The sequence below is a fragment of the Streptomyces chattanoogensis genome (genome assembly GCF_001294335.1).
GTDB classification, from domain to species: Bacteria; Actinomycetota; Actinomycetes; order Streptomycetales; family Streptomycetaceae; genus Streptomyces; species Streptomyces chattanoogensis.
On sequence record NZ_LGKG01000174.1, the window covers coordinates 1 to 20,698 of the forward strand.

Below are 20,698 nucleotides of genomic sequence, written 5' to 3' on the forward strand. Positions count from 1 at the left end.
TCAACGGGGAGGTGCCGGGCTGTAGCGGCGGAGCCGTGTAAGCCCGGTGCCGCTGCCGGACAGCCCCGCGCAGCGGCAACCAGCCCGCCGCAGGCGCAATGGTGGGAAAGCCCGACACGTCGGCCCAGGCAAAGCGCAGCGTCACAGCACCACGGCAGTGAGATCCGGCCCCTCGAACCCCTCATCATCAAACGGATACAGCGGCCGCCGCACCCGCTGATGCCCCAGCCGCAGCAGATCCTGGTCCACCCCGCCCGGGGTGAGGGCGAGCAGCCAGTCCGCGGCCATGGCGTACAGCTCCGGCTCCAGATAGCCGATCTTGACGACCACCAGGTCGTACCCGAGCGGATCCAGCGTTCCGAAGTCCGCGCGGGTGTGGAACGGCCTACGGCGCTCGGTGAGCACCACGGTCACCCCGCCGCGGGTGACGGCGGCGCTGCGCCCGCCGCCGTCGTAGGCCGGATTGCCGCGCGGGGCCGCGGGGCCGGGGGAGGGCGGGGCCTCCAGAGCGGTGACGGTGCCGGTCAGCTCGTACGGCTCGGCGTGCGGGCCGGTGCCCGCGCTGACCCGGCCGCCGACGCGCAGCGTGACCTCGGTGCCCACCCCCGCGGCGAAGCAGGCGGCGACGGCCTCGGGGTCGGTGATTCCGGGGTGCAGCGCGGTGACCCGGCCGCTTGCCAGGTCCTCGTGGGCCAGGAGGCGGCCCAGCATGTACGGCAGATCCCCGGCGCCGCCCGCCGTCGGGTTGTCGCCGGAGTCGCTGATCAGGAAGGGGCGCCAGGTGGATGCGACGGCGCGGGCGATGCAGTCGTCCGCGTCGCCGGTCGGGCCGGCGAAGACGAAGTCGCGGCGGGCGTTCCAGTACTGGCGGGCCAGTAACTCGGCCTGGGTGACGGCGAGTTCAGGAGAATCCGCGGTCACCACCACCGCGGCCCGACAGCGCTCCTCGTCGGCCCAGGCATAGCCCACCCAGATCGCCGCGTCCACCACTCCGGCCAGTGCCTCCACCGAACTCAGCTGCCCGTAGAGGGACTTGGCAGGCTCGAGGCGAGTGCTGGTCTTCTCGCCGGGGAGCAGGACCGGGACCTGCACCCAGGCGCGATACGGCCGCCCCCGCCCGGACACCAGCCGCTCCACGAGCTTCCGGGCGGCCCGCTCGCGGGTCTCCCAGGCGTCCTCGTGCGGAGCCAGGCGGTGCGCGGTGAGCAGATCCAGGCGCTCGGCGAAGCGGCGCGAGACATTGCCGTGCAGATCCATGGCGGCCGAGATGAGGGTGCCGGGGCCGGTCGCGTCCCGTACGGCGTCGGTGAGGTCGGCCTCCGCATCGGCCAGCCCTACCACGCTCATCGCGCCGTGGATGTCGTATACCAGACCGTCCAGCGGCCCGGAATCGCGTATGCGCGCGGTGAGTTCGGTCCTGATGAGGTCGTACGTCCCACGTTCGACCGGGCCGCCCGGCAGGGCGACGGCATGCACCAGAGGCACCCACTCGACGCGTTCCGCCAGAGCGTCGTCCGGCCGGGTCCAGGCGTAGCGGGCCAGCAGCTCGTCGCCGCGGGTGACACGGAAGTCGTCGTACATCGAGCGGTGCGGGCAGAACTGGCTGGACTCGATGGCCATACCGCCGATGCCGATCCGCAGGCGGCGTACGGGAGAAGCGGACATGGGGCCTCACTTTCCGTGGGCGGTGGGGAGTTCGCGCAGGGCGGCGTGGCCCGCGCCGAGCAGGCCCGCGTCCGGGCCGCGGACGGCGGCCCTGATGACGAGTTCGCCGGTCGCCATCGGCAGACAGCGCTCGTAGAGCATTCCGCGTACGGCGGCGACCAGTGGCTCGGCGCCGGAGAGCGCGCCGCCGAGGATCACCGCCTCGGGGTTGAAGAAGTTCACCACCACCGCCAGTACGGCGCCGATGTCCCGGCCCGCCTGCCGGACGAGCGTGGTGGCGTGCGGTTCGCCGTTCCCGACCAGGCGGAGGACGTCGGTCGTGGAGTCGGCCCGGAAGCCCTGCGCGCGCAGCGCGGCGGCGATCGCGGCGCTGCTCGCCACGGTCTCCAGACAGCCGATGTTGCCGCAGGAACAGGGGAGCCGGGCCGCCTCGTCGACCCGCACATGGCTGATGTCGCCGGCCGAGCCGCGCGCCCCGCGGTAGAGCCGGCCGTCGCTGATGATGCCGGCGCCGATGCCACGGCCCGCCTTGACCACGACGAGATGGCGCAGCGCCGGGTGGGCGGCGCGGTGCTCGCCCAGGGCCAGCACATTGGCGTCGTTGTCGAGCAGGACCGGCAGCCCCAGCCGGTCGGCGAGCCGGTCGCGCAGCGCGAAGAGATGCCAGCCGGGCATGCGGGAGGGGGCGATGATCCGGCCGTCGGCGGTGTCCACCGGGCCCGGGAAGCCGATGCCGACGCCGCGTACCGTCCGCCCGGCCGCGCGCTGCCGGTCGGCCAGGGCCGTCAGCCGCTCGGCGAGGACATCGAGGGCGGGTCCGGGCCCGGCGGTCAGATCGAAGGCACATTCCTCGACGTCCCGCGCGGTGCCGGTCAGCCCGACCGCGCCGGTGCGGATGTGACGGCTGCCCAGGTCGGCGGCGAGCGCCACCGCCCCGTGGTCGGCGACCCGCAGCAGCCGGGGCCGCCGGCCGCCGCGCGAGACACCCTCGCCCGATTCGGTCAGCAGACCGGCGTCGACGAGCTCCTGGACGCGGGCGGAGACGGTGGAGGCGGCGAGCCCCGACTCCCGTACGAGATCGGCGCGGGAGGCGGCGGTGCCGTTCGCGACGAGTTCGAGGACCTGCGCGGCGGAGCCGGACTGCTCGTCGGGGGGCATCGCTGGGGGCCTTTCGTACGGGAAGGGAGCGTGCAAAGGAACTTTTTTCGGTGACCGAAGGAAGTCGGCCGGGGTTCTCGGCTCTCAAACAGCCGTCAGTAGACCGCAGTTCGGTTGCTTCGCCAAGGTCTTGACTTCCTTTCCCGGCCCTCCGTACTTTGCTCGCATTCTTCGACCGGTCGATCCCCCGGAGGCGGCATGGGCGTGTGCGGCGGACGACTGTGTGCGCCCCTGGGGCGCACGGTGGCCGCGGTCTTGTTCGGCTTCCTCGCACTGGTCGGCTGCGGGCCGGGTGGCAACGTTGTCACCCGCCTCGGCCCCACCGGCGGCACCCCCGTCGAGGGCGGCACCGTCACCATGGCCCTGCCGCCCGCCGCCACCCCCAACTGGATCTTCCCGATCGGCGCCCCCGGATATCTGGCCGGCTACAACAGCGCCATCCAGAACCTGCTGTTCCTGCCGCTGTACCTGCCCGAGAAAAAGGGCGACGCGCTGACCATGGACTCCCCGCGCGGTCTCGCCGAACCGCCCCGCTACAGCGACGGCAACAAAACCGTCACCATCACGCTGAAGAAGGGCTACCGGTGGTCCGACGGAAAGCCCGTCACCACCCGCGACGTGAAGTTCTGGTTCGATCTCATCCAGCACAACAAGCAGGAATGGGCGGGGTATTCGCCGGGCCTGATGCCGGACGACGTCAAGAAATTCGAGATCACCGGAGACCGCACCTTCCGGCTCCGGCTGGACCGCGCCTACAACCCGGCATGGTTCACCGCCAACGAACTCCAGGACGTCGTCGCGCTGCCCGTACACGCCTGGAACCCCGGCCACGAGGGGCCGAAAAAGACCTTCGCCCGGCTGATGCGGCACGCCCGCCGCTTCTCGCGCTTCGCCACCGACCCGCTCTGGAAGACCGTCAACGGACCCTGGACCGTGGAGAAATGGACCACCTCGGGACAGGTCTCCCTGACCCCCAACAAGAAATACCGCGGCCCCGACACACCGCACCTCGACCGGGTGATCCTCAAGCCCTTCACCACCGCCGACTCCGAATTCAACGTGCTGCGCGCCGGAGGCGTCGACTACGGCTACATCCCGCCCTCGGTGATGGCCCGGTCCGCGGCATTCAAGCAACTGGGCTACCGCATCGATCCCTGGGAGGGCTGGGCGGTCACCTACATCGTGCTCAACTACCACCACCCCGCCGCCGGGCCCCTGCTGCGCCAGTCCTATCTCCGCCAGGCGCTCCAGCATCTGATCGACCAGAAGGCGATCTCCCGGGTGATCTGGCACGGCAGCGCCGCCCCCACCCTCGGCCCGGTCCCGGCGAGCCTCCTGCACGGCGAGCCCTATCCGTACGACCCGGAGCGGGCGCGGACGCTGCTGGCCGCGCACGGCTGGTCCGAGCGGGACGGTGTGCTGCGGTGCGTACGGCCGGGCGGCGGCGCGGGGGAGTGCGGTACGGGGGTCCGGCGCGGCCGGGAACTGCGGTTCTCGCTGCTCTCGCAGTCCGGGTCGACGGAGACCGCCAACACCATGCAGGCCATCAAGTCGGAATTCGGCAAGGCGGGCATCGCCCTCGACATCCGGCAGCAGCCGCTCAACACCGTGCTGGGAACCACCGTTCCCTGCAAGCGGACCGAGCCGCTCTGCGCGCAATGGCAGCTCGGTTTCTTCGGCACCCAGGGCAGCTGGTACTTCCCGCCCGACCCCAGCGGCGAGAAGATCTTCGCCACCAACGCCCCGTCCAACATGGGAAGTTGGTCCGACCGGCACACCGACCGGCTCATCCGCGCCACCGAGTACTCCGACGACCCCACGGCGCTGTGCGACTACGGCCGCGAGGTCGCCCGCCGGCTCCCGGTGCTGTGGACCCCCAACCCCGCCTACCAGGTCTCCGTCATCCGCAACGACCTGCGCGGCGTCGATCAGAACCCGACGCTCACCCTCGCCCCGCAGGACTGGTACTTCGTGACGGCCGACGGCCGGAAGGGCGGCGCCGGCGCATGATCCCCTTCCTGGTCAAACGGCTCGCCCAGGCCGCCGTCGTCCTGCTCCTGGTCTCCGTCATCGTCTTCGCCCTGCTGCATCTGCTGCCCGGCGGCCCGGCCCGCGCCATCCTCGGCGTCCAGGCCACCCCCGAAGCCCTCGCACACTTCAACCACCAGCAGGGATACGACCGTTCGCTGCCCGAGCAGTACGTCGGATACCTCGGACGGCTGTTCACCGGCGACCTCGGCGAGTCGTACAAGCTCAATCAGAGCGTCCTCTCGCTGCTGGGCGAGCGGCTGCCCCGGACCGCCCTGCTGGCGGGGCTGTCCCTCGCCCTGGCCGCGGCCCTCGCCGTACCGCTGGGCATCCTGCAGGCCGTACGCCGCGGCCGGGCCGCCGACCATGTGCTCACCGGCGTGGCCTTCCTCGCCTACGCCACCCCGGTGTTCTTCCTCGGCCTGGTCCTCATCCTCGTCTTCAGCCAGGAGCTCCGGCTGCTGCCCGCCGAGGCGCCGCAGGCCGACAGCGTCGGCGGCATCCTCGCCGACGCCCCCGCGCTGGTCCTTCCGGTCGTGACGACCGCGCTCGGCATCATCGCCGCCTTCAGCCGCTATATGCGCTCGGCCGTCCTCGACAACCTCGGCGAGGAATACGTCCGCACCGCCCGCGCCAAAGGCCAGTCGGGCGCCCGGATCATGGCCCGGCACGTGCTGCGCAACGCCCTCATCCCGCTGGCCACCCTGCTCGGGCTCTACCTCCCGACCCTCTTCAGCGGCACCCTCGTCGTCGAGTCGATGTTCAACTACCCCGGAATGGGCCTGCTGTTCTGGAACGCGGCCCAGGCCTCGGACTTCCCCGTGCTGCTCGGCGTCACCCTCGTCGTCGGCGTCGCCACCGTCCTCGGCTCCCTGATCACCGATATCGCCTATGCCGTTCTCGACCCGCGCATCAGGAGCGTGCCGTGACGACCCTCGCGCTGGATGCCACCCCGGGACCGGCCCGCCGCACCCTCGCCGCCTTCGCCGGCAACAAGCTCGCCCTCACCGGCGCCCTGGTGCTGCTCGCCCTGCTGGCCTTCTGCTTCCTCGGGCCGCTGATCCACCCCACCGACCAGATCCACACCGACCTCTCCCAGACGAACCTCGCGCCCGGCGCCGGCCATCCGCTCGGCACCACCGACCTCGGCTACGACATGCTGGGCCGCCTGATGCACGGCGGCCGCACATCCCTCGAAGTCGGCCTGGCGGCAGGGGTGCTGGCGACCCTCTTCGGGACGGTGTACGGCGCGGTCGCGGGCTACTTCGGCGGCTGGGCGGACGCCGCGATGATGCGGGTGACGGACGCCGCGCTCGCCATCCCTGCCCTCTTCCTGCTCGTCGTGGTCGCCACGATCGTCACCCCCAGCAAGCCCGTCCTCATCCTGGTCATCGCCTCCGTCGCCTGGCTCTCCCCGGCCCGCCTCGTCCGCGGTGAGGCGCTGGCGCTGCGCGGCAGGGACTACCTCCACGCGATGCGGCTGATGGGCGGCGGCGGAGGCCGGGCCGTCTTCCGGCACATCCTCCCCAACGCCGTCGGCACCGTCATGGTCAACGCCACCTTCCAGATCGCCGACGCCATCCTCTACGTCGCCTATCTGTCCTTCCTCGGCCTGTCCCTCCCGCCGCCCGCCGCCGACTGGGGATCGATGCTCTCCGCCGGGATCACCTACACCCAGGTCGGCCACTGGTGGCTGATCTTCCCGCCGGGTCTGGCGATCGTGCTGGTCGTCGCCGCGTTCCACTGCATCGGGGACGGGCTGCGGGACGCCTTCGACGTACGGCTCGAGAACCTAGGACGCTCATGACGCACCCGCTGCTGCGGATCGAGGACCTGCGCGTGGAGATCGCCGGGCGCGACCGCACCGTCCATGCCCTCGACGGCGTCAGCCTCGATCTCGCGCCCGGCGACTCGCTCGGCATCGTCGGCGAGTCCGGCTGCGGCAAGACCATGACCGCGCTGTCCGTCCTCCGCCTGCTGCCGCCCGGCGGCAGGATCACCGGTGGCCGGATCCTCTTCGACGGCACGGATCTCGCCGCCGCCCCGGAACCCGTACTGCGCGGCATCCGCGGCAACACCCTCGGCATGGTCTTCCAGGACCCCCTGACCTGCCTCAACCCCACCCTCACCATCGGCGCCCAGGTCGCCGAACCCCTGCTGCTGCACGGGAGCCTGAGCAAGGCCGAGGCCCGGTCCCGGGCCGAGGAGATGCTGCGGCTGGTCGGTCTGCCGCGCCCCGCCGAGCGGATGGCGCACTACCCGCACCAGCTCAGCGGCGGAATGCGGCAGCGCGTCGCGATCGCCATGGCGCTCATCTGCGAACCCCGGCTGCTGATCGCCGACGAGCCGACCACCGCCCTCGACGCCTCCACCCGGCACCAGATCCTCGAACTCATCGACGATCTGCGCGAACGCCTCGGGATGGCGCTGATCCTGGTCACCCACGACCTCGGCGTGATCGCCCGCCGGGTCGACCGGGTGGCGGTGATGTACGGCGGCCGGATCGCCGAACGCGCCCCCGTACGGCGCCTGTTCACCACCCCGCGGCACCGCTATACCCAGGCCCTGCTCGCCGCCCTCCCCGAGCGGGCCACCGCCGGCCGCCCGCCGGCCGGCATCCCCGGCCTGCCGCCGTCCCTGCTCACCCGCCCCACCGGATGCCGCTTCGCGCCACGTTGCGGCTTCGCCGGCGACCGCTGCCGCACCACCGAACCGGACCTCGCCGGGGGCGAGCACTCCTTCGCCTGCTTCCATCCCGTCGACCCGGCCGTCACCCGTACGGACCCGGCAGCCGCTGCTACGGACCCGGCCGCCGGGCTCCGCGCGCCCGCCGCGCCCCCGGAGCGCAGCGACGAACCGCTGCTGCGCCTCTCCGGCGTCGCCAAGACCTACCCCTTGCGTGCCGGCCCCTTCGCCCGCCGGAGATCGGGCGAAGGTCGCGCCGGGGAGATCAGCGCGGTGGCCGGCATCTCGCTCACCGTAAGGCGCGGTGAGACATTCGGCATCGTGGGGGAGTCCGGATCGGGTAAATCCACCCTCGGACGCCTGATCGTCGGCCTGGAGGCACCCACCGAGGGCACCATCCGTTTCGCCGGACGCGACATCAGCACCCTGACCCGGCGGGAGCTGCGCGCCCACCGGCGCAACGTCCAGCTGATGTTCCAGGACTCGTACGCCGCCATGGACCCCCGGATGCGGGTCGGCGCCGTGCTGCGCGAACCGCTGGTCATCCAGGGCATCGGGAACAAGGCCGAACAGCGGCGGCGGATCGCGGAGCTGCTGGACGACGTCGGGCTGCCGCGCGGCGCGGTGGACCGCTATCCGCATGAATTCTCCGGCGGCCAGCGCCAGCGCCTCGGTCTGGCCCGCGCCCTTGCCCTGGCGCCCGCGCTCGTCGTCGCCGACGAACCGCTCTCCGCCCTCGATGTCTCCGTACAGGCCCAGATCCTGCGCCTCATGCGCGAGCTGCAACGCGAGAAGGGGATCGGCTATCTGTTCATCTCGCACGATCTGGCGGTGGTACGGCATCTGGCGGACACCGTCGGAGTGATGTACCTCGGCAAACTGGTCGAGACCGGCCCCGCCCGGAGCGTCCTCACCCGGCCGCTGCACCCGTACACCCAGGGGCTGCTGGCCACCGTCAGCCCACCCGATCCGGACGCCGCCGCGCCCGGCACCCCACTGTCCGGCGAGGCCCCGTCGGCCGCCGCCCCGCCCTCCGGGTGCCGGTTCCGCACCCGTTGCCCCCACGCTGTGGCGTTGTGCGCCGACAGCGAGCCGCCGGTGGCCGAACCGTTTGTGGCTGGCCATCGGGTGGCTTGCCACCTGGTTTAGGCCCCACGTTGTCGTCTGCGGCGCCGCGGTTCGTCTCGCCGTTGCGCCTGCGGCGGGCCGGGTGCCGCTGCGCGGGGCTGTTCGGCAGCGGCACCGGGCTTACACGGCTCCGCCGCTACAGCCCGGCACCTCCCCGTTGGGGGTGGGGAAAGACCTCGGGGGTGTCCGTAATCCCATACGCGCGGGCAGTGAGGCAGAACATGCTCGCCCCCACCGGCCTTCTCCTACCCCCCCCACTGTCGGGAGGGGACGGACCGCAGGACGGAGTCCGGAGGGCCGGCACCGCGGCCGACAAACAACCCCCGCCCGCCGCCAGGCGCAACGGCGAACAACCCCCACGGCGGGACAGCCGACAACGTACGGCCAAGGCAAAGCGGCAGCGACAACGTGGGGAGAAACCTAGATGGCGCTAGGGGCATCCACACGCCAGACTCGGGTACGGGGGCCGATGTGCCGCGAAATATCTGATTCTGGAGGCCCCCGTGCAGCGGCAACCGCTTACGCACAGTGACCGTACGTTTGACCGTGATCCCCAGCCCGTGCCGCCCCCGGACCCCGGTGGCCCCGGTCCCAGCCCCCTGCCGGAGCCGCTTCCCGGGCCGCCGCCGACGCCCGAGCCGCCCGATCCCATGCCGCCGGAGCCGTCGCCGGTGCCGCGTCCGCCCGGACCCGACCCCGTCCCGGATCCGTCCCCGGCTCCCTCACCGCTCTCCTGAGCCCCCGTTCCCCGCCCCCGCTCCCTCACAGGAGGTGCTGATCATGGCCATCGCCACGGTCAATCCGGCCACCGGCGAGACCCTGAAGACCTTCGACGCGCTCAACCCGGGCGAGGTCGAAGACCGCCTGGTCCGTGCCGAGCAGGCCTACCAGGAACACCGCACCACCACCTTCGCCTACCGCCGCGAACTGCTGCTCGCCGCCGCCGACCTGCTCGACGCCGACCGGGAGACCATCGCGCGCACCATGACCACCGAGATGGGCAAACCGCTCGCCCAGGCGCGCGCCGAGGCCAAGAAGTGCGCCAAGACGATGCGCTGGTACGCCCACCACGCCGAGAAGCTCCTCGCCGACGAGTACCCCGACCCCGCCGATGTGACGGACTCCGGCGCGGCCCGTGTCGTGGTGCGCTATCGCCCGATCGGCACCGTCCTCGCGGTGATGCCCTGGAACTTCCCACTCTGGCAGGTCGTACGGTTCGCCGCCCCCGCCCTGATGGCGGGCAACACCGGACTGCTCAAGCACGCCTCGAACGTCCCGCAGACCGCGCTGTACATCGAGGAACTCTTCCGCCGGGCCGGCTACCCCGAAGGCTGCTTCCAGACTCTGCTGATCGGGTCCGGCGCCGTCGAGGACATCCTGCGCGACCCGCGGGTCGCCGCCGCGACGCTGACCGGCAGTGAACCGGCCGGCCGCTCGGTCGCCTCCATCGCCGGTGACGAGGTCAAGAAGACGGTTCTCGAGCTGGGCGGCAGCGACCCGTACGTCGTGCTGCCGTCGGCCGACCTCGAGAAGGCGGCCGCCACCGCCGTCACCGCGCGCGTCCAGAACAACGGGCAGTCCTGCATCGCGGCCAAGCGGTTCATCGTCCACGCCGATGTGTACGACGCCTTCGCCGCCCGCTTCACCGAGCGGATGGCCGCGCTGTCCGTCGGCGACCCGATGGACGAGAACACCGACGTCGGCCCGCTGGCCAGCGAGCAGGGCCGCTCCGACCTGGAGGAACTCGTCGACGACGCGGTCCACCAGGGCGCCGCCGCACTGTGCGGCGGCCGCCGCCCGCCCGACCGCCACGCCGGCTGGTTCTACGAGCCGACAGTCCTCTCCGGCATCACCCCGACCATGCGCATCCACCACGAGGAGGCGTTCGGCCCGGTCGCCACGCTCTACCGCGTCGCCGACATCGACGAGGCGGTGTCCGTCGCCAACGACTCGCCGTTCGGCCTCAGTTCCAACGCCTGGACCCGCGACCCGGACGAACAGGACCGTCTTTCCAGGGACTTGCAGGCCGGTGGCGTCTACTTCAACGGGATGACCGCCTCCCACCCCGGCTTCCCCTTCGGCGGTGCCAAACGCTCGGGCTACGGCCGGGAGCTGTCCGGGCACGGCATCCGGGAGTTCTGCAACATGACGACGGTGTGGTACGGGCCGGAGGAGTGAGGAGCCGGCTCATTCCCCCTGTGCGTCCGGTGAGTTGGCGCCGTCCAGCGCGGTGAAGAGGTCGTGCGCCTCGCGGATCACCGCCGACCGGTCGGTGGCGCGTTTGACATCGACGCACACCTTACGGCGGTCGCCCAGCTCCAGGGTGACCGCGACATCGGGGCGGCGGCCGGTGAACCAGGTGGACAAGGGGCCGATCGGCGCCGCGATTCCGCCCGGGCCCAGGGCGACGGGCAGCACCTCCAGGGTGCCGCCCATGCGGCCGGGCTCGGGCGGCGCGTACTGCCGGCCGACCCGGCCCCGCAGTTCGTCGTCGGAGGCAAGCCACTCCTGCAGCGAACGCAGTGGCGCCTCCCCGCCCGGCCCGTCGACGGTCAGCTTCACTTCCCCCACCACAGGCATCTCATGTCCTCCCGGAGCAGTTGGCCGCCGCCGTCCTGGCATGGTCACCCGGGCGTTGCCCCGGCCTCAGGGACCACGAACTCGCACCACAGCGCCTTGCCCGAACCGCGCGGCTCCGCGCCCCAGCGCTCCGCGAGGGCCTCGACCAGCATCAGCCCGCGGCCGGAGGTGGCGGTCTCGCCGGGGCTGCGGCGGCGCGGCCAGGAGCTGGAGCGGTCCTCGACCTCCAGGCGGATCCGCCGCGGGGCGCCGGGCAGCAGCTCCACGGAGACGAGAGCACCGCTCTCGGTGTGGGTCAGTGCATTGGCGATCAGCTCGGAGGCGGCGACCTCGACGTCGTGGGTGATCTCGCCCGCCCGCCACTGGTCCAGCGTGCGCCGTAGCGCCGAGCGGACCTCCGCGGTGCCCGAGGGATCGGCCTGATGGACATGCAGCCGCAGCCGCGGCGTGGTGGCGGCCCCCGGGCCCGGCAGCCGGTGCAGCAGCAGAAGGGCGAGATCGTCCTCCGAGCCCGGCTCGGCCCACAGCTGCTCCGCGAGCCGGTCGGCGAGCGCCTCCAGCTCTGTCGGCCCGGTACGGAACGCCGCCGACAGCGCCTCGATACCCGCCGAGATGTCCCGGCCGGGCTGTTCGACCAGCCCGTCGGTGCACAGCAGCAGTGTGGAGCCCGGTTCCAGGAACAGCTGTGTCTCGGGGAAGTGGTCGTGCCCGAAGGCGGTGGCCACGCCCAGGGGCAGCCCGCCGCGTACCTCGGGCCAGTCGATGTGCCGGGCGCCGTCGCAGATCAGCGGGCCGAGGTGACCGGCGCGGGCCACATGCAGCGCGCCCGAGTCCAGGTCGGCCTGGACATACGTACAGGTCGCGAACCGCTCGGTTTCCAGCTCGGCCAGGAAGCGTGAGGCCCGCACCAGGACGGTCTCCGGCGCATGCCCCTCGGCGGCATAGGCACGCAGCGCGATGCGCAACTGGCCCATCACGGCGGCCGCGTGGGTGTCGTGGCCCTGCACATCGCCCACCACCAGGCCGGTCCGCCCCTGGGGCAGTGCGATCACGTCGTACCAGTCGCCGCCGATGTCCCGCCCGACGCTCGCCGGGTGGTAGCGGACGGTGACCTCACCGCCGGAGATGGGCGGCACCCGGCGCGGCAGCATCGTGGCCTGCAGCCCGGTGGCGAATTCCCGCTCCTGGTCGAAGAGCGTCGCCCGCTGCAGCGACTGGGCGACGACACCGGCCAGCGCCAGCGCCAGGTTCTTGGCCTCCGTCGACTGCACCGCGGGCTCGACGTTGAACAGCCCCAGGGCCCCGATGACGGTGTCCTGCGCAATGAGCGGAAGAAAGGACGAGCTGCCGGTCGGCAGGACGTCGCTGTACGGGCGCAGCCGCGGATAGCGGGCGATCAGCTCACCCCGGGTGCTCAGGAAGGCGGGCCGCCGTGAGACCGCCGCCTCGGACAGCGGCAGGGTGTCGTCCAGCTGGGATGTGCGCATCTCCTCGGGCACCTCGCCGTCCATCCCCGCGACGGCGATGACCTCGAACCGGTCGCCCTCGGCCAGCCCCAGGACCAGCCCGTCCGCGCCGAACCGCCGGGCGCCGCCGACGCCGGTGAGCACCCGCGTCACATCCGCGACCGACAGCGCCCGGGACAGCGCGGCCGTGGTCTGCTGCACCATCGCCGTCTGCCGCTGCCGCTCCTGCTGGAGCGAGCGCAGCAGCGCGGAGTCGGCCAGCTCACCGGACGCCTCCCGGACGATCCCGACGATGCGGTACGGCCGCCCGTCCTCGTCGTGCAGGATCCGGCCCTGGGAATGCGCCCAGCGCGGGGTTCCGTCGCGGCACTGGACCCGGAAGTACGCGCCGTACGACGAGCCGCCCTCCCGCAGCGCCCGGGACAGCGCCGTGTCCAGCCGCATGCCCTCCTCCGGCGGTACCCGGCGGACCAGCGAGAGCGGGGCGCCGTCGTATTCCTCCGGGCGCAGATCGAAGACCTCCAGCGCTCCGGGGTCCAGGTCCATGAACCCGCGGTCCAGGTCCCAGTCGAAGGTCCCCATGCGGTTGAGCGCCAGCCGCCTGTGCAGGCCGATCGGTTCATGGTGGGAGACGCCGGGCACATGCTCCGGGACGTGCCGGATCTCCCGGTGGGCGCGGGGGTCGTAGCCGTCGGCGGACGGTCGGCTCTGCCTGGTCATGGTGCGTGGCGCCTCCGCGGCCGATGTCCACCGGAACGCGGCCATGCGCTCACCTTAGGCGGCGGCCGGGGACCCCGCATGTCCTGCACCGCGGGGGCCAGGGGCGTTACGGAGAACGGGTGACGCCGCGGATTCCCTCTTGACGCCGTACATTCAGGACGTGCGTGCCTGTCCCGACCCCCACACGAGGGCACTCCTGCCATGAGATCCCGCACCGCATTCCGCACCGCATTCCGCACCGTGTCCCGTACTGTCTTCCGCACCGTGTCCCGTATCGGCCCCCTTGTCGGATCCCGCCCGGGGATCCGGGGAGTGCGCCGCGCCCTGACCGGTACGGCCGGAGCGGCCGCCACCGCCCTGGCGCTCGTCTACACGGCCGTCGGACCCCCGGTCGGCCACGGCAGCACCGACCGGGAACGGGGCCGGCCGCAGCCCCGGCCCCGGATCCAGGTCCACCTCACCACCACCTCCGACCCCGGCGGCCGGCACGTCGCCAAGGGACTGGCGAAACAGCCCCCGCTCACCTTCACCCCCCGGGGCGGGACACGCCGTGCCGACGGCGGCAGCGTCGATATCACCGTTGACGACGCGAAGGCGTACCAGACCTTCGAAGGCGGCGGTGCCTCCTTCACCGACACCGCCGCCTGGCTGCTGAAAGGCAGCGGCGCGTTGAGCGATGCCGCCCGCGCCGCGACGATGAAACGGCTCTTCGACCCCGACGACGGCATCGGCCTCGCCTTCCTCCGCAACCCCATGGGCGCCTCCGACCTCGCCCGCTTCGGCTACACCTACGACGACCTGCCGGCCGGGCGCACCGACCCCGGACTGAAGCGCTTCACCATCGGGCACGACCTCGCCGGCGTCCTGCCCCTCACCGCCGAGGCCCGCCGCCTCAACCCGGCCCTCAAGGTCATGGCCGCCCCATGGAGCGCACCCGCCTGGATGAAGGACAACGGCAGGCTCGACCAGGGGCGGCTCCAGGCGAAGTACTACGCCGCCTACGCCCGGTACTTCGTGAAATACCTGCGTGCCTACCAGGACCACGGCGTACCCGTCGCCTATGTCTCCGTACAGAACGAACCCACCTGCTGCATCGGCTATCCGTCCATGCGATGGAACAGCTCGGGCCTGGCCCGCTTCACCAAGGACCACCTTCTCCCCGCGCTGCGAAACGCCCGGCTGTCCACCAAAGTCCTTGCGCTGGACTGGAACTGGGACCGCTACGCCGACTTCGCCGCTCCCACCGTCGACGACCCGGCCATCCGCAACCACCCCAACTTCGGCGGCCTGGCCTGGCACGGCTACGCCGGCGATGTCACCGAGCAGACCCGGGTGCACCACCGCTATCCCGGTCTCGCCGCGTACGACACGGAACACTCCGGCGGCCGGTGGATCCCCAACCAGCAGCGGGAGGACATGCGCAACCTCATCGCCTACACCCGTAACTGGGGCAGCAGCTGGGTCAAATGGTCCCTCGCCGTCGACCGGAACGGCGGCCCGCACCAGGGCGGTTGCGACAACTGCACCGGCCTGATCACCGTGCACCACGGCAACGGTGCGCAGGGCGCCGTCGACTACACCGTCGAGTACTACACCATGGGCCATCTCACCAAGTTCGTACGGCCCGGGGCGCGCCGCATCGACTCCACGGCCTCGGCCACCGTCCCCAACGTGGCCTGGAAGAACCCCGACGGCTCCCTGGCGCTGATCGCCTACAACGACACCGCCGCCACCCGCCACCTCACCATCGACTGGCACGGCCGGAAGGCCGGTTACCGCCTGCCGGCCGGTGCCTCGGCCACCTTCACCTGGCAGCGGGCCACCTGAAGAGCGCCCGTTCTCGTCGGCGCGACATCAGGCGTGCGCCCGCGCCGCCGCGGAAACCGGTCCCGTCTGCCGTGTGCGGTGCGCCAGGGTGGCCGTCCGCGTCGCCACATCGACCGTGTAGACCTCGATGGTCAGCCGCTCCTGCGCCACCTTCAGCACCATGAACCCGTGGTCGGAGAAGTTCTGCCAGGCCGCCGGGTTGGCGAAGTGCGCCTTTCCGTCCTCGGTCTTGGCCGACGCCCCGCACACCACCTGCCGGGTGCCGCCGGTACGCGCCGTGGGCTCCAGCACCTGCAGCGTGTGATCGTGACCGGACAGAATCAGATCGGCCCGTCCGCACACCACGTTCTCGTACATGTCCTTGAGGTGGACCCCGCTGGTGTAGTTCCCGATCTCGAACCCGTCGTACGAACCGGCGCTGCCGTGCTTGCCGTTGTTCAGGTACGGGTGGTGGCCGATCACCACCTTCCAGCGGGCCCGCGAGGCACGCAGCGCGCCGTCCAGCCACTTGCGCTGCTCGCGCATGTACGGGCCGTCCCAGCGGAAGTACGGGTCGATCTGCGCGACATACGACGACCAAGGAATGGTGTCGATGGCGAAGAACTCCACCAGCGGGTCGGCGACCGGCAGCGGCACGCTGTAGTAGCGGCTCGGCATGTACCAGCGCTTCGACGTCGTGGCGTAGGCGACCTCGCGGTCACCGCGGGACGGGTCGCCGCCGCTGCCGGGGATCAGACCCGAGCAGTCGTGATTGCCCAGGACCATCAGCCACGGCACGTCGATACCGCTGTTGGGCTTCTCGAACTTGTCCTGGAATTCGGAGTCATGGGCCGACTCGGGGCCGTTCTCGTAAATATTGTCGCCGAGCCCGATCGCGAGCCCTATTCCATCGGCCTTGCAGACATCACGGGCGGCCGCCGCCACCGCGTACTGCGCCTCGTCACCCGTTCCCGCGTCGCCGGTGACCAGAACCGCGAACTCGCCCTTCCCATTGGGGTGTTCGGGGAACGGAAAGGCCCCCGGCGCCCCGCCGCGGGGCGCGGCCGACGCGGTGGCCGGCCGTGCCCCCGCCGCCAGCACCGTGAGCGCCGCGCCGGCCATCGCGCCACCCAGCAACGTGCGCCGGTTCACCGGCTTCGGCACCCGCCCCGTCGTGCGCACCGGCGGCCCGTCCACCGCCGCCTCCGAGCCGGCCTTCAGCCACTCCCGCTCGGTCATGTCCGCCTGCGGCGGGATCAGTTCGTCATCACACATGCCTGGTTTTCTCTCACGGCAGGCGGGGGCGGTGGTGACGAAAAGATGAAGCGCAGGTGGACGTATGGCGATCAGCGGCAGCCGGTGCTACCTGTCGGTAACTACGCGTTTCCGCACGTCATCAGGGCGTGAGCGACGAGCCCGCAACGGCCCGTCGGGCCAGTCGGCGGAGGGTCCGGCCGAGGTGCCGGGCGTAGCAGCGCTGGAGCACGGGGACCAGCGGGCCGGCGAGGCGGGTGTACCACGCGGCGGGCCGGCTGAACGCGGTGACGGTGAACCACACCGAGTCGTCGGCGCGCCGCTCGACCACGAAGGCCTCCTCGCCGCACTCGGGGTGGCCGTCCCGGGTGCCGTACCCGAAGCCGATACGGTCCTCGTCGGCCACCGTCCACACCACCCGGCACGGCGCCCGCAGCCGCAGCGGGCCGAGGCCCAGCCCGACCTCGACGGCGACGCCCGGTGCGGCGCGGGTGGCGTCGGCCTGGATGACGGTGCCGGCCGCGCGGTGCATCCGGAAGGTGGTGACCGCCTCGCCCGCCGCCATCAGGGCGGTGCGTCCCCGGCCGACCGGTACCTCCACCCGGAGATGGGCGTAGCCGGCCGGCAGCGGGGTGCGCCGGCTGCCGCCTTCTTCGGGGTAGTTGACGTCGCTCATGCGTGGCGCTCCTTCAGGATCGGGGCGAGTGCGGGCCGTCGGGGTGTCGGGGCGGTGCGCAGGCGGCGCTGCGCGAGGATGGCACACAGGGCGAAGCCGAGGGCGTTGCCCAGGCCGTGGGTGGCGGCCATCCAGGCGAGGGACGGGTGCGGCAGGCCGGTTGCCTCGCCGAGTGCCCAGGTCAGGGCGAGGAGCATGGTGGCCACCAGGACCAGGGCGGAGCAGCCGAGCAGCGCGCGGGTCGTCCGGTCGGGCCCGGTGGGCCGCAGGTTCCGCCAGGTGAGCAGGCCGACCACCCACATGCCTGCGGTGAGGACCAGCGCTCCGGCCAGTTCGGCCCAGTCGTCGATGAAGTATCCGGCGAGGACGAGCAGGGTGCCGACGGGAACGCTCAGCGCCGCGAACCGGCCGGCCCGCCCGCCGTCGCCGCGGCAGACCAGCCCCGCGATCAGCGCCGCGGCGAATCCGGCGAAGTGGAAGTGCGGCACGGTCAGCGCCAGGATGTCGAGGCCGAAGCCGAACAGCCGGTGTCCGCCGCGCTCGGCGACCAGCGCCAGGCCCGCAACGGCCGGGGTGGCCAGCGCGGTCAGGACCGCGACCTCGGACGGTGCGAGCGAGCGGTTACGGGCCAGCCGCCGGGGCGCCTGCACGGCAAGCGCCAGCGTGGCGGCCGCGTAGCCTGCGGCACACCCGACGGCGACCGGGCCGCGCGGCAGCCACAGCGCGACGGAGCCCACGACGGCGGCGACCGGCCAGACCCTGTGGACGCCGGCCAGTCCGGGCTCCTCGATCAGCGAGACCCCCAGCGGGATCACCACAAACATCCCGAGCATGACGATGAGTTGGACCAAAGCGGTCATCGCCTCCCCCTTTCACAACGGTCCGGACCCCCGTTTCCTCCTGGTCCGGACGTGGTGAGGCCGACAGTACCGCAAAATTGAACGCGTTCAATAATGCCCCCCGGGGGGGAGAGGGGAGGGGGCTGCGCACACTCGGAACTTCCCGCCCGCCCGCCACGTTGTGGCTCGTAAGGGGTCCTCGCATCCCCTAGGGGATCCGTTCGATCACCCCCTAAGGGATGGCATCCACCTCCCCATGCCGCCCCGCCCCCGCCGCAAACCGGGCCGCACCGGTCAGGGCCTCCGTCAGCACGCCCTGTCCATGACGGAGTTCACCGGCCATTGCCGCCTCCTCGCTCCGGCCCTCCTGGTCCAGCAAGGAGGCCCGGTCGCTGCGCAGACAGGCCTGTGGGAAGCGGGCGATCTCGGCGGCCAGGAGTTCGGCCTCCATCCGGGCCGTCCCGGTGGGCACCACCCGGTTTGCCAGCCCGATGTCCAGTGCCTCACCGGCCGGGACCGGGCGGCCCGTCAGGATCAGGTCCATCGCCCGGCTCGTCCCGATCAGCCGGGGGAGCCGGACCGTACCGCCGTCGATCAGCGGCACTCCCCAGCGCCGGCAGAACACCCCGAAGACCGCGTCCTCCTCCACGACCCGCAGATCGCACCAGAGCGCCAGCTCCAGACCGCCGGCCACCGCATGCCCGGCGACCGCCGCGATCACCGGCTTGCTCAGCCGCAGCCGGGTCGGCCCCATGGGGCCGTCGCCGTCCGGTGCGACCCGGTTGCCGCGGCCGGTGCCGACCGCCTTGAGGTCCGCGCCGGCGCAGAACGTCCCGCCCTCGCCCCACAGCACCGCCACGTACGCCGTCTCGTCGGCCTCGAACTCACGGAAGGCGTCGGCGAGTCGGCGCGCCGTCGCACCGTCCACGGCGTTACGGGCGGCCGGCCGCGACAGCACCACCGTCGTGACCGGCCCCGTACGCTCCACCCGTACGGACATCAGGCCCCGCCCGTGCCCTTCGCCTGCGTACGGTCCAGAATCGCGCCCAGATCGACGCCCACAGGCAGCGTTCCGAAGGCATTGCCCCACTCCCCGCCGAGCCGCGAGGCGCAGAACGCGTCGGCCACGGCGGGGTGGCTGTAGCGCACCAGCAGCGATCCCTGGAGCACCAGTGCCATCCGTTCCGCCAGCGACCGCGCCATCAGCTGCGCTCGCTCGGGGACGGCGAGCCCGCCGAGCATCCCGCGGACCCCCGCCACCGCCGCATCCAGCCGCCGGTCGGCGCCCGCGGCGGCGTCCACCTCGGCGAAGAAGGCGTCCAGAGAGGACGGTTCCTTGGCCAGTGCCCGCAGGACGTCCAGCGCGGCGACGTTCCCCGAGCCCTCCCAGATCGACAGCAGCGGTGCCTCGCGATAGAGCCGCGGCATACCGGACTCCTCCACGTAACCGTTGCCGCCCAGGCACTCCAGCGCCTCCGCCGCATGCGTACTGCCGCGCTTGCACACCCAGTACTTGCCCGCCGCCAGCGCCAGCCGCCGCAGCGCCGCCTCCGCGGCGTCCCCGGCCTGTGCCCGGTCCACGGCCGCCGCCAGCCGCATCGCCAGCATCGTCGCCGCCTCCGACTCGATCGCGAGGTCGGCCAGCACCGAGCGCATCAGCGGCTGCTGGGCCAGCTCCCGCCCGAACGCCCGCCGGTGAGCCGTGTGATGCAGCGCCTGCCGCAGCCCCGCCCGCATCCCGGCCGCGGACCCCAGCACACAGTCCAGCCGGGTCATGTTCACCATCTCGACGATGGTCCGCACCCCCCGGCCGGGCTCGCCGACCGGCCACGCCACCGCCTCGTCGTACTCGATCTCGGAGGAGGCGTTGGAGCGGTTGCCCAGTTTGTCCTTGAGCCGCATCAGATGCATTCCGTTGCGGGTGCCGTCCGGCAGTACGCGGGGCACCAGGAAGCAGCTCAGGCCTTCCGCTGTGTGCGCCAGCGCCAGAAAGACATCGCTCATCGGCGCCGACGTGAACCACTTGTGGCCGGTGATCCGGTACGTACCGTCGCCGGCCGGCACCGCCCGCGTGGTGTTGGCCCGTACGTCGGAGCCGCCCTGCTTCTCCGTCATCGACATGCCCGCGATCAGGCCCGATTTGGTGAGCGGGGCGCGCAGGCCGAAGTCGTACGTGCGGGAGGCCAGCAGCGGCTCGTACTGCGCGGCCAGTTCCGGGGCCGCGCGCAGTGCGGGGATGGCGGCGTAGGTCATCGAGATCGGGCAGCCGTGTCCCGGTTCGGCCTGCGACCAGACGTAGAACTTCGCGGCGCGCACCAGATGGGCGCCCGTGCGGTCGTCGGACCAGGGCGCGGCGTGCAGGCCGTGCTCCACCGCGACGCTCATCAGCTGATGCCAGGCCGGGTGGAATTCGACCTCGTCCACGCGGTGCCCGTAGCGGTCGTGGGTGAGCAGGCGGGGCGGCTGCTCCTCGGCCCAGCGCGCCTGGTCCTGCACCGCCTGCGTGCCGGCCAGCGCCCCCAGGGCGGACACCTCCGCCGCACCCCACTCGGCACCCTCCCGGCGCAGCGCCTCCAGCAGGGCCGGCTCGTCCGCCGTACTGAACTCGGTGAGCGGCGGGGCCTGATTCAGGACTTCGTGAGTGACGGTCATACGGTCGACGTTACAGATCCACAACACCCGAGGGAAGATTG

At 72.1% G+C, this 20,698-nt stretch carries 15 protein-coding genes; 6 read left to right on the forward strand and 9 right to left on the reverse strand.

Features of this window, described 5'->3' with window-relative positions:
• Window positions 1-141: 141 nt before the first annotated feature.
• Together ADL29_RS32815 and ADL29_RS32820 are read right to left on the reverse strand one after the other, a co-directional pair.
• Window positions 142-1,665, reverse strand: coding sequence for a M81 family metallopeptidase (locus ADL29_RS32815; RefSeq protein WP_053927190.1), 1,524 nt, complete (start codon window positions 1,663-1,665; stop codon window positions 142-144).
• A gap of 6 nt (window positions 1,666-1,671) precedes the next feature.
• The gene (locus tag ADL29_RS32820) at window positions 1,672-2,823 is read right to left on the reverse strand and encodes an ROK family transcriptional regulator (protein WP_053927191.1); all 1,152 of its coding nucleotides are present in this window, start codon (window positions 2,821-2,823) and stop codon (window positions 1,672-1,674) included.
• Window positions 2,824-3,066: 243 nt separating this feature from the next.
• On the opposite strand from ADL29_RS32820, the gene ADL29_RS32825 reads away from it, so the two are divergent.
• The 5 genes from ADL29_RS32825 to ADL29_RS32845 all read left to right on the forward strand — a co-directional run bounded on the left by ADL29_RS32825 (window position 3,067) and on the right by ADL29_RS32845 (window position 10,842).
• Window positions 3,067-4,833, forward strand: coding sequence for a peptide ABC transporter substrate-binding protein (locus ADL29_RS32825; protein WP_245689729.1), 1,767 nt, complete (start codon window positions 3,067-3,069; stop codon window positions 4,831-4,833).
• Window positions 4,830-5,780, forward strand: coding sequence for an ABC transporter permease (locus tag ADL29_RS32830; RefSeq protein WP_053927193.1), 951 nt, complete (start codon window positions 4,830-4,832; stop codon window positions 5,778-5,780). The genes ADL29_RS32825 and ADL29_RS32830 overlap by 4 nt, the downstream gene beginning before the upstream one ends.
• The gene (locus ADL29_RS32835; protein WP_053927194.1) at window positions 5,777-6,658 is read left to right on the forward strand and encodes an ABC transporter permease; all 882 of its coding nucleotides are present in this window, start codon (window positions 5,777-5,779) and stop codon (window positions 6,656-6,658) included. The genes ADL29_RS32830 and ADL29_RS32835 overlap by 4 nt, the downstream gene beginning before the upstream one ends.
• Window positions 6,655-8,685, forward strand: a complete 2,031-nt coding sequence (locus tag ADL29_RS32840) for a dipeptide ABC transporter ATP-binding protein (RefSeq protein ID WP_053927195.1) — start codon at window positions 6,655-6,657, stop codon at window positions 8,683-8,685. Before ADL29_RS32835 ends, ADL29_RS32840 begins: the two co-directional genes overlap by 4 nt.
• Before the next feature lie 759 nt (window positions 8,686-9,444).
• Window positions 9,445-10,842 (forward strand): NADP-dependent succinic semialdehyde dehydrogenase, encoded by a 1,398-nt coding sequence (locus ADL29_RS32845; protein WP_053927297.1) that lies wholly within the window; start codon window positions 9,445-9,447, stop codon window positions 10,840-10,842.
• 9 nt (window positions 10,843-10,851) lie between these two features.
• Here the strand turns inward: ADL29_RS32845 and ADL29_RS32850 are convergent, their stop codons facing one another.
• Window positions 10,852-11,244 carry an effector-associated constant component EACC1 gene (locus ADL29_RS32850; protein WP_157878636.1) on the reverse strand — a complete coding sequence of 131 codons (393 nt, stop codon included), beginning with the start codon at window positions 11,242-11,244 and terminating at the stop codon, window positions 10,852-10,854.
• Window positions 11,245-11,288: 44 nt separating this feature from the next.
• Window positions 11,289-13,430 (reverse strand): SpoIIE family protein phosphatase, encoded by a 2,142-nt coding sequence (locus ADL29_RS32855; protein WP_053927298.1) that lies wholly within the window; start codon window positions 13,428-13,430, stop codon window positions 11,289-11,291.
• Window positions 13,431-13,631: 201 nt separating this feature from the next.
• On the opposite strand from ADL29_RS32855, the gene ADL29_RS32860 reads away from it, so the two are divergent.
• Window positions 13,632-15,257 (forward strand): glycoside hydrolase family 30 protein, encoded by a 1,626-nt coding sequence (locus ADL29_RS32860; RefSeq protein WP_078971467.1) that lies wholly within the window; start codon window positions 13,632-13,634, stop codon window positions 15,255-15,257.
• 27 nt (window positions 15,258-15,284) lie between these two features.
• Here the strand turns inward: ADL29_RS32860 and ADL29_RS32865 are convergent, their stop codons facing one another.
• From ADL29_RS32865 to ADL29_RS32885, 5 genes are all read right to left on the reverse strand, one after another.
• The gene (locus ADL29_RS32865; RefSeq protein ID WP_078971468.1) at window positions 15,285-16,511 is read right to left on the reverse strand and encodes a metallophosphoesterase; all 1,227 of its coding nucleotides are present in this window, start codon (window positions 16,509-16,511) and stop codon (window positions 15,285-15,287) included.
• A 121-nt stretch (window positions 16,512-16,632) separates the two neighbouring features.
• Window positions 16,633-17,166 carry a DUF1990 domain-containing protein gene (locus tag ADL29_RS32870; RefSeq protein WP_053927197.1) on the reverse strand — a complete coding sequence of 178 codons (534 nt, stop codon included), beginning with the start codon at window positions 17,164-17,166 and terminating at the stop codon, window positions 16,633-16,635.
• Window positions 17,163-18,026 (reverse strand): YndJ family protein, encoded by an 864-nt coding sequence (locus tag ADL29_RS32875; protein ID WP_053927198.1) that lies wholly within the window; start codon window positions 18,024-18,026, stop codon window positions 17,163-17,165. The genes ADL29_RS32870 and ADL29_RS32875 overlap by 4 nt, the downstream gene beginning before the upstream one ends.
• 211 nt (window positions 18,027-18,237) lie before the next feature.
• Window positions 18,238-19,005, reverse strand: coding sequence for a crotonase/enoyl-CoA hydratase family protein (locus ADL29_RS32880; protein ID WP_053927199.1), 768 nt, complete (start codon window positions 19,003-19,005; stop codon window positions 18,238-18,240).
• Entirely contained in the window at window positions 19,005-20,657 is a 1,653-nt protein-coding gene (locus ADL29_RS32885) for an acyl-CoA dehydrogenase family protein (RefSeq protein ID WP_053927200.1), read from the reverse strand. Before ADL29_RS32885 ends, ADL29_RS32880 begins: the two co-directional genes overlap by 1 nt.
• Window positions 20,658-20,698 lie beyond the last annotated feature (41 nt).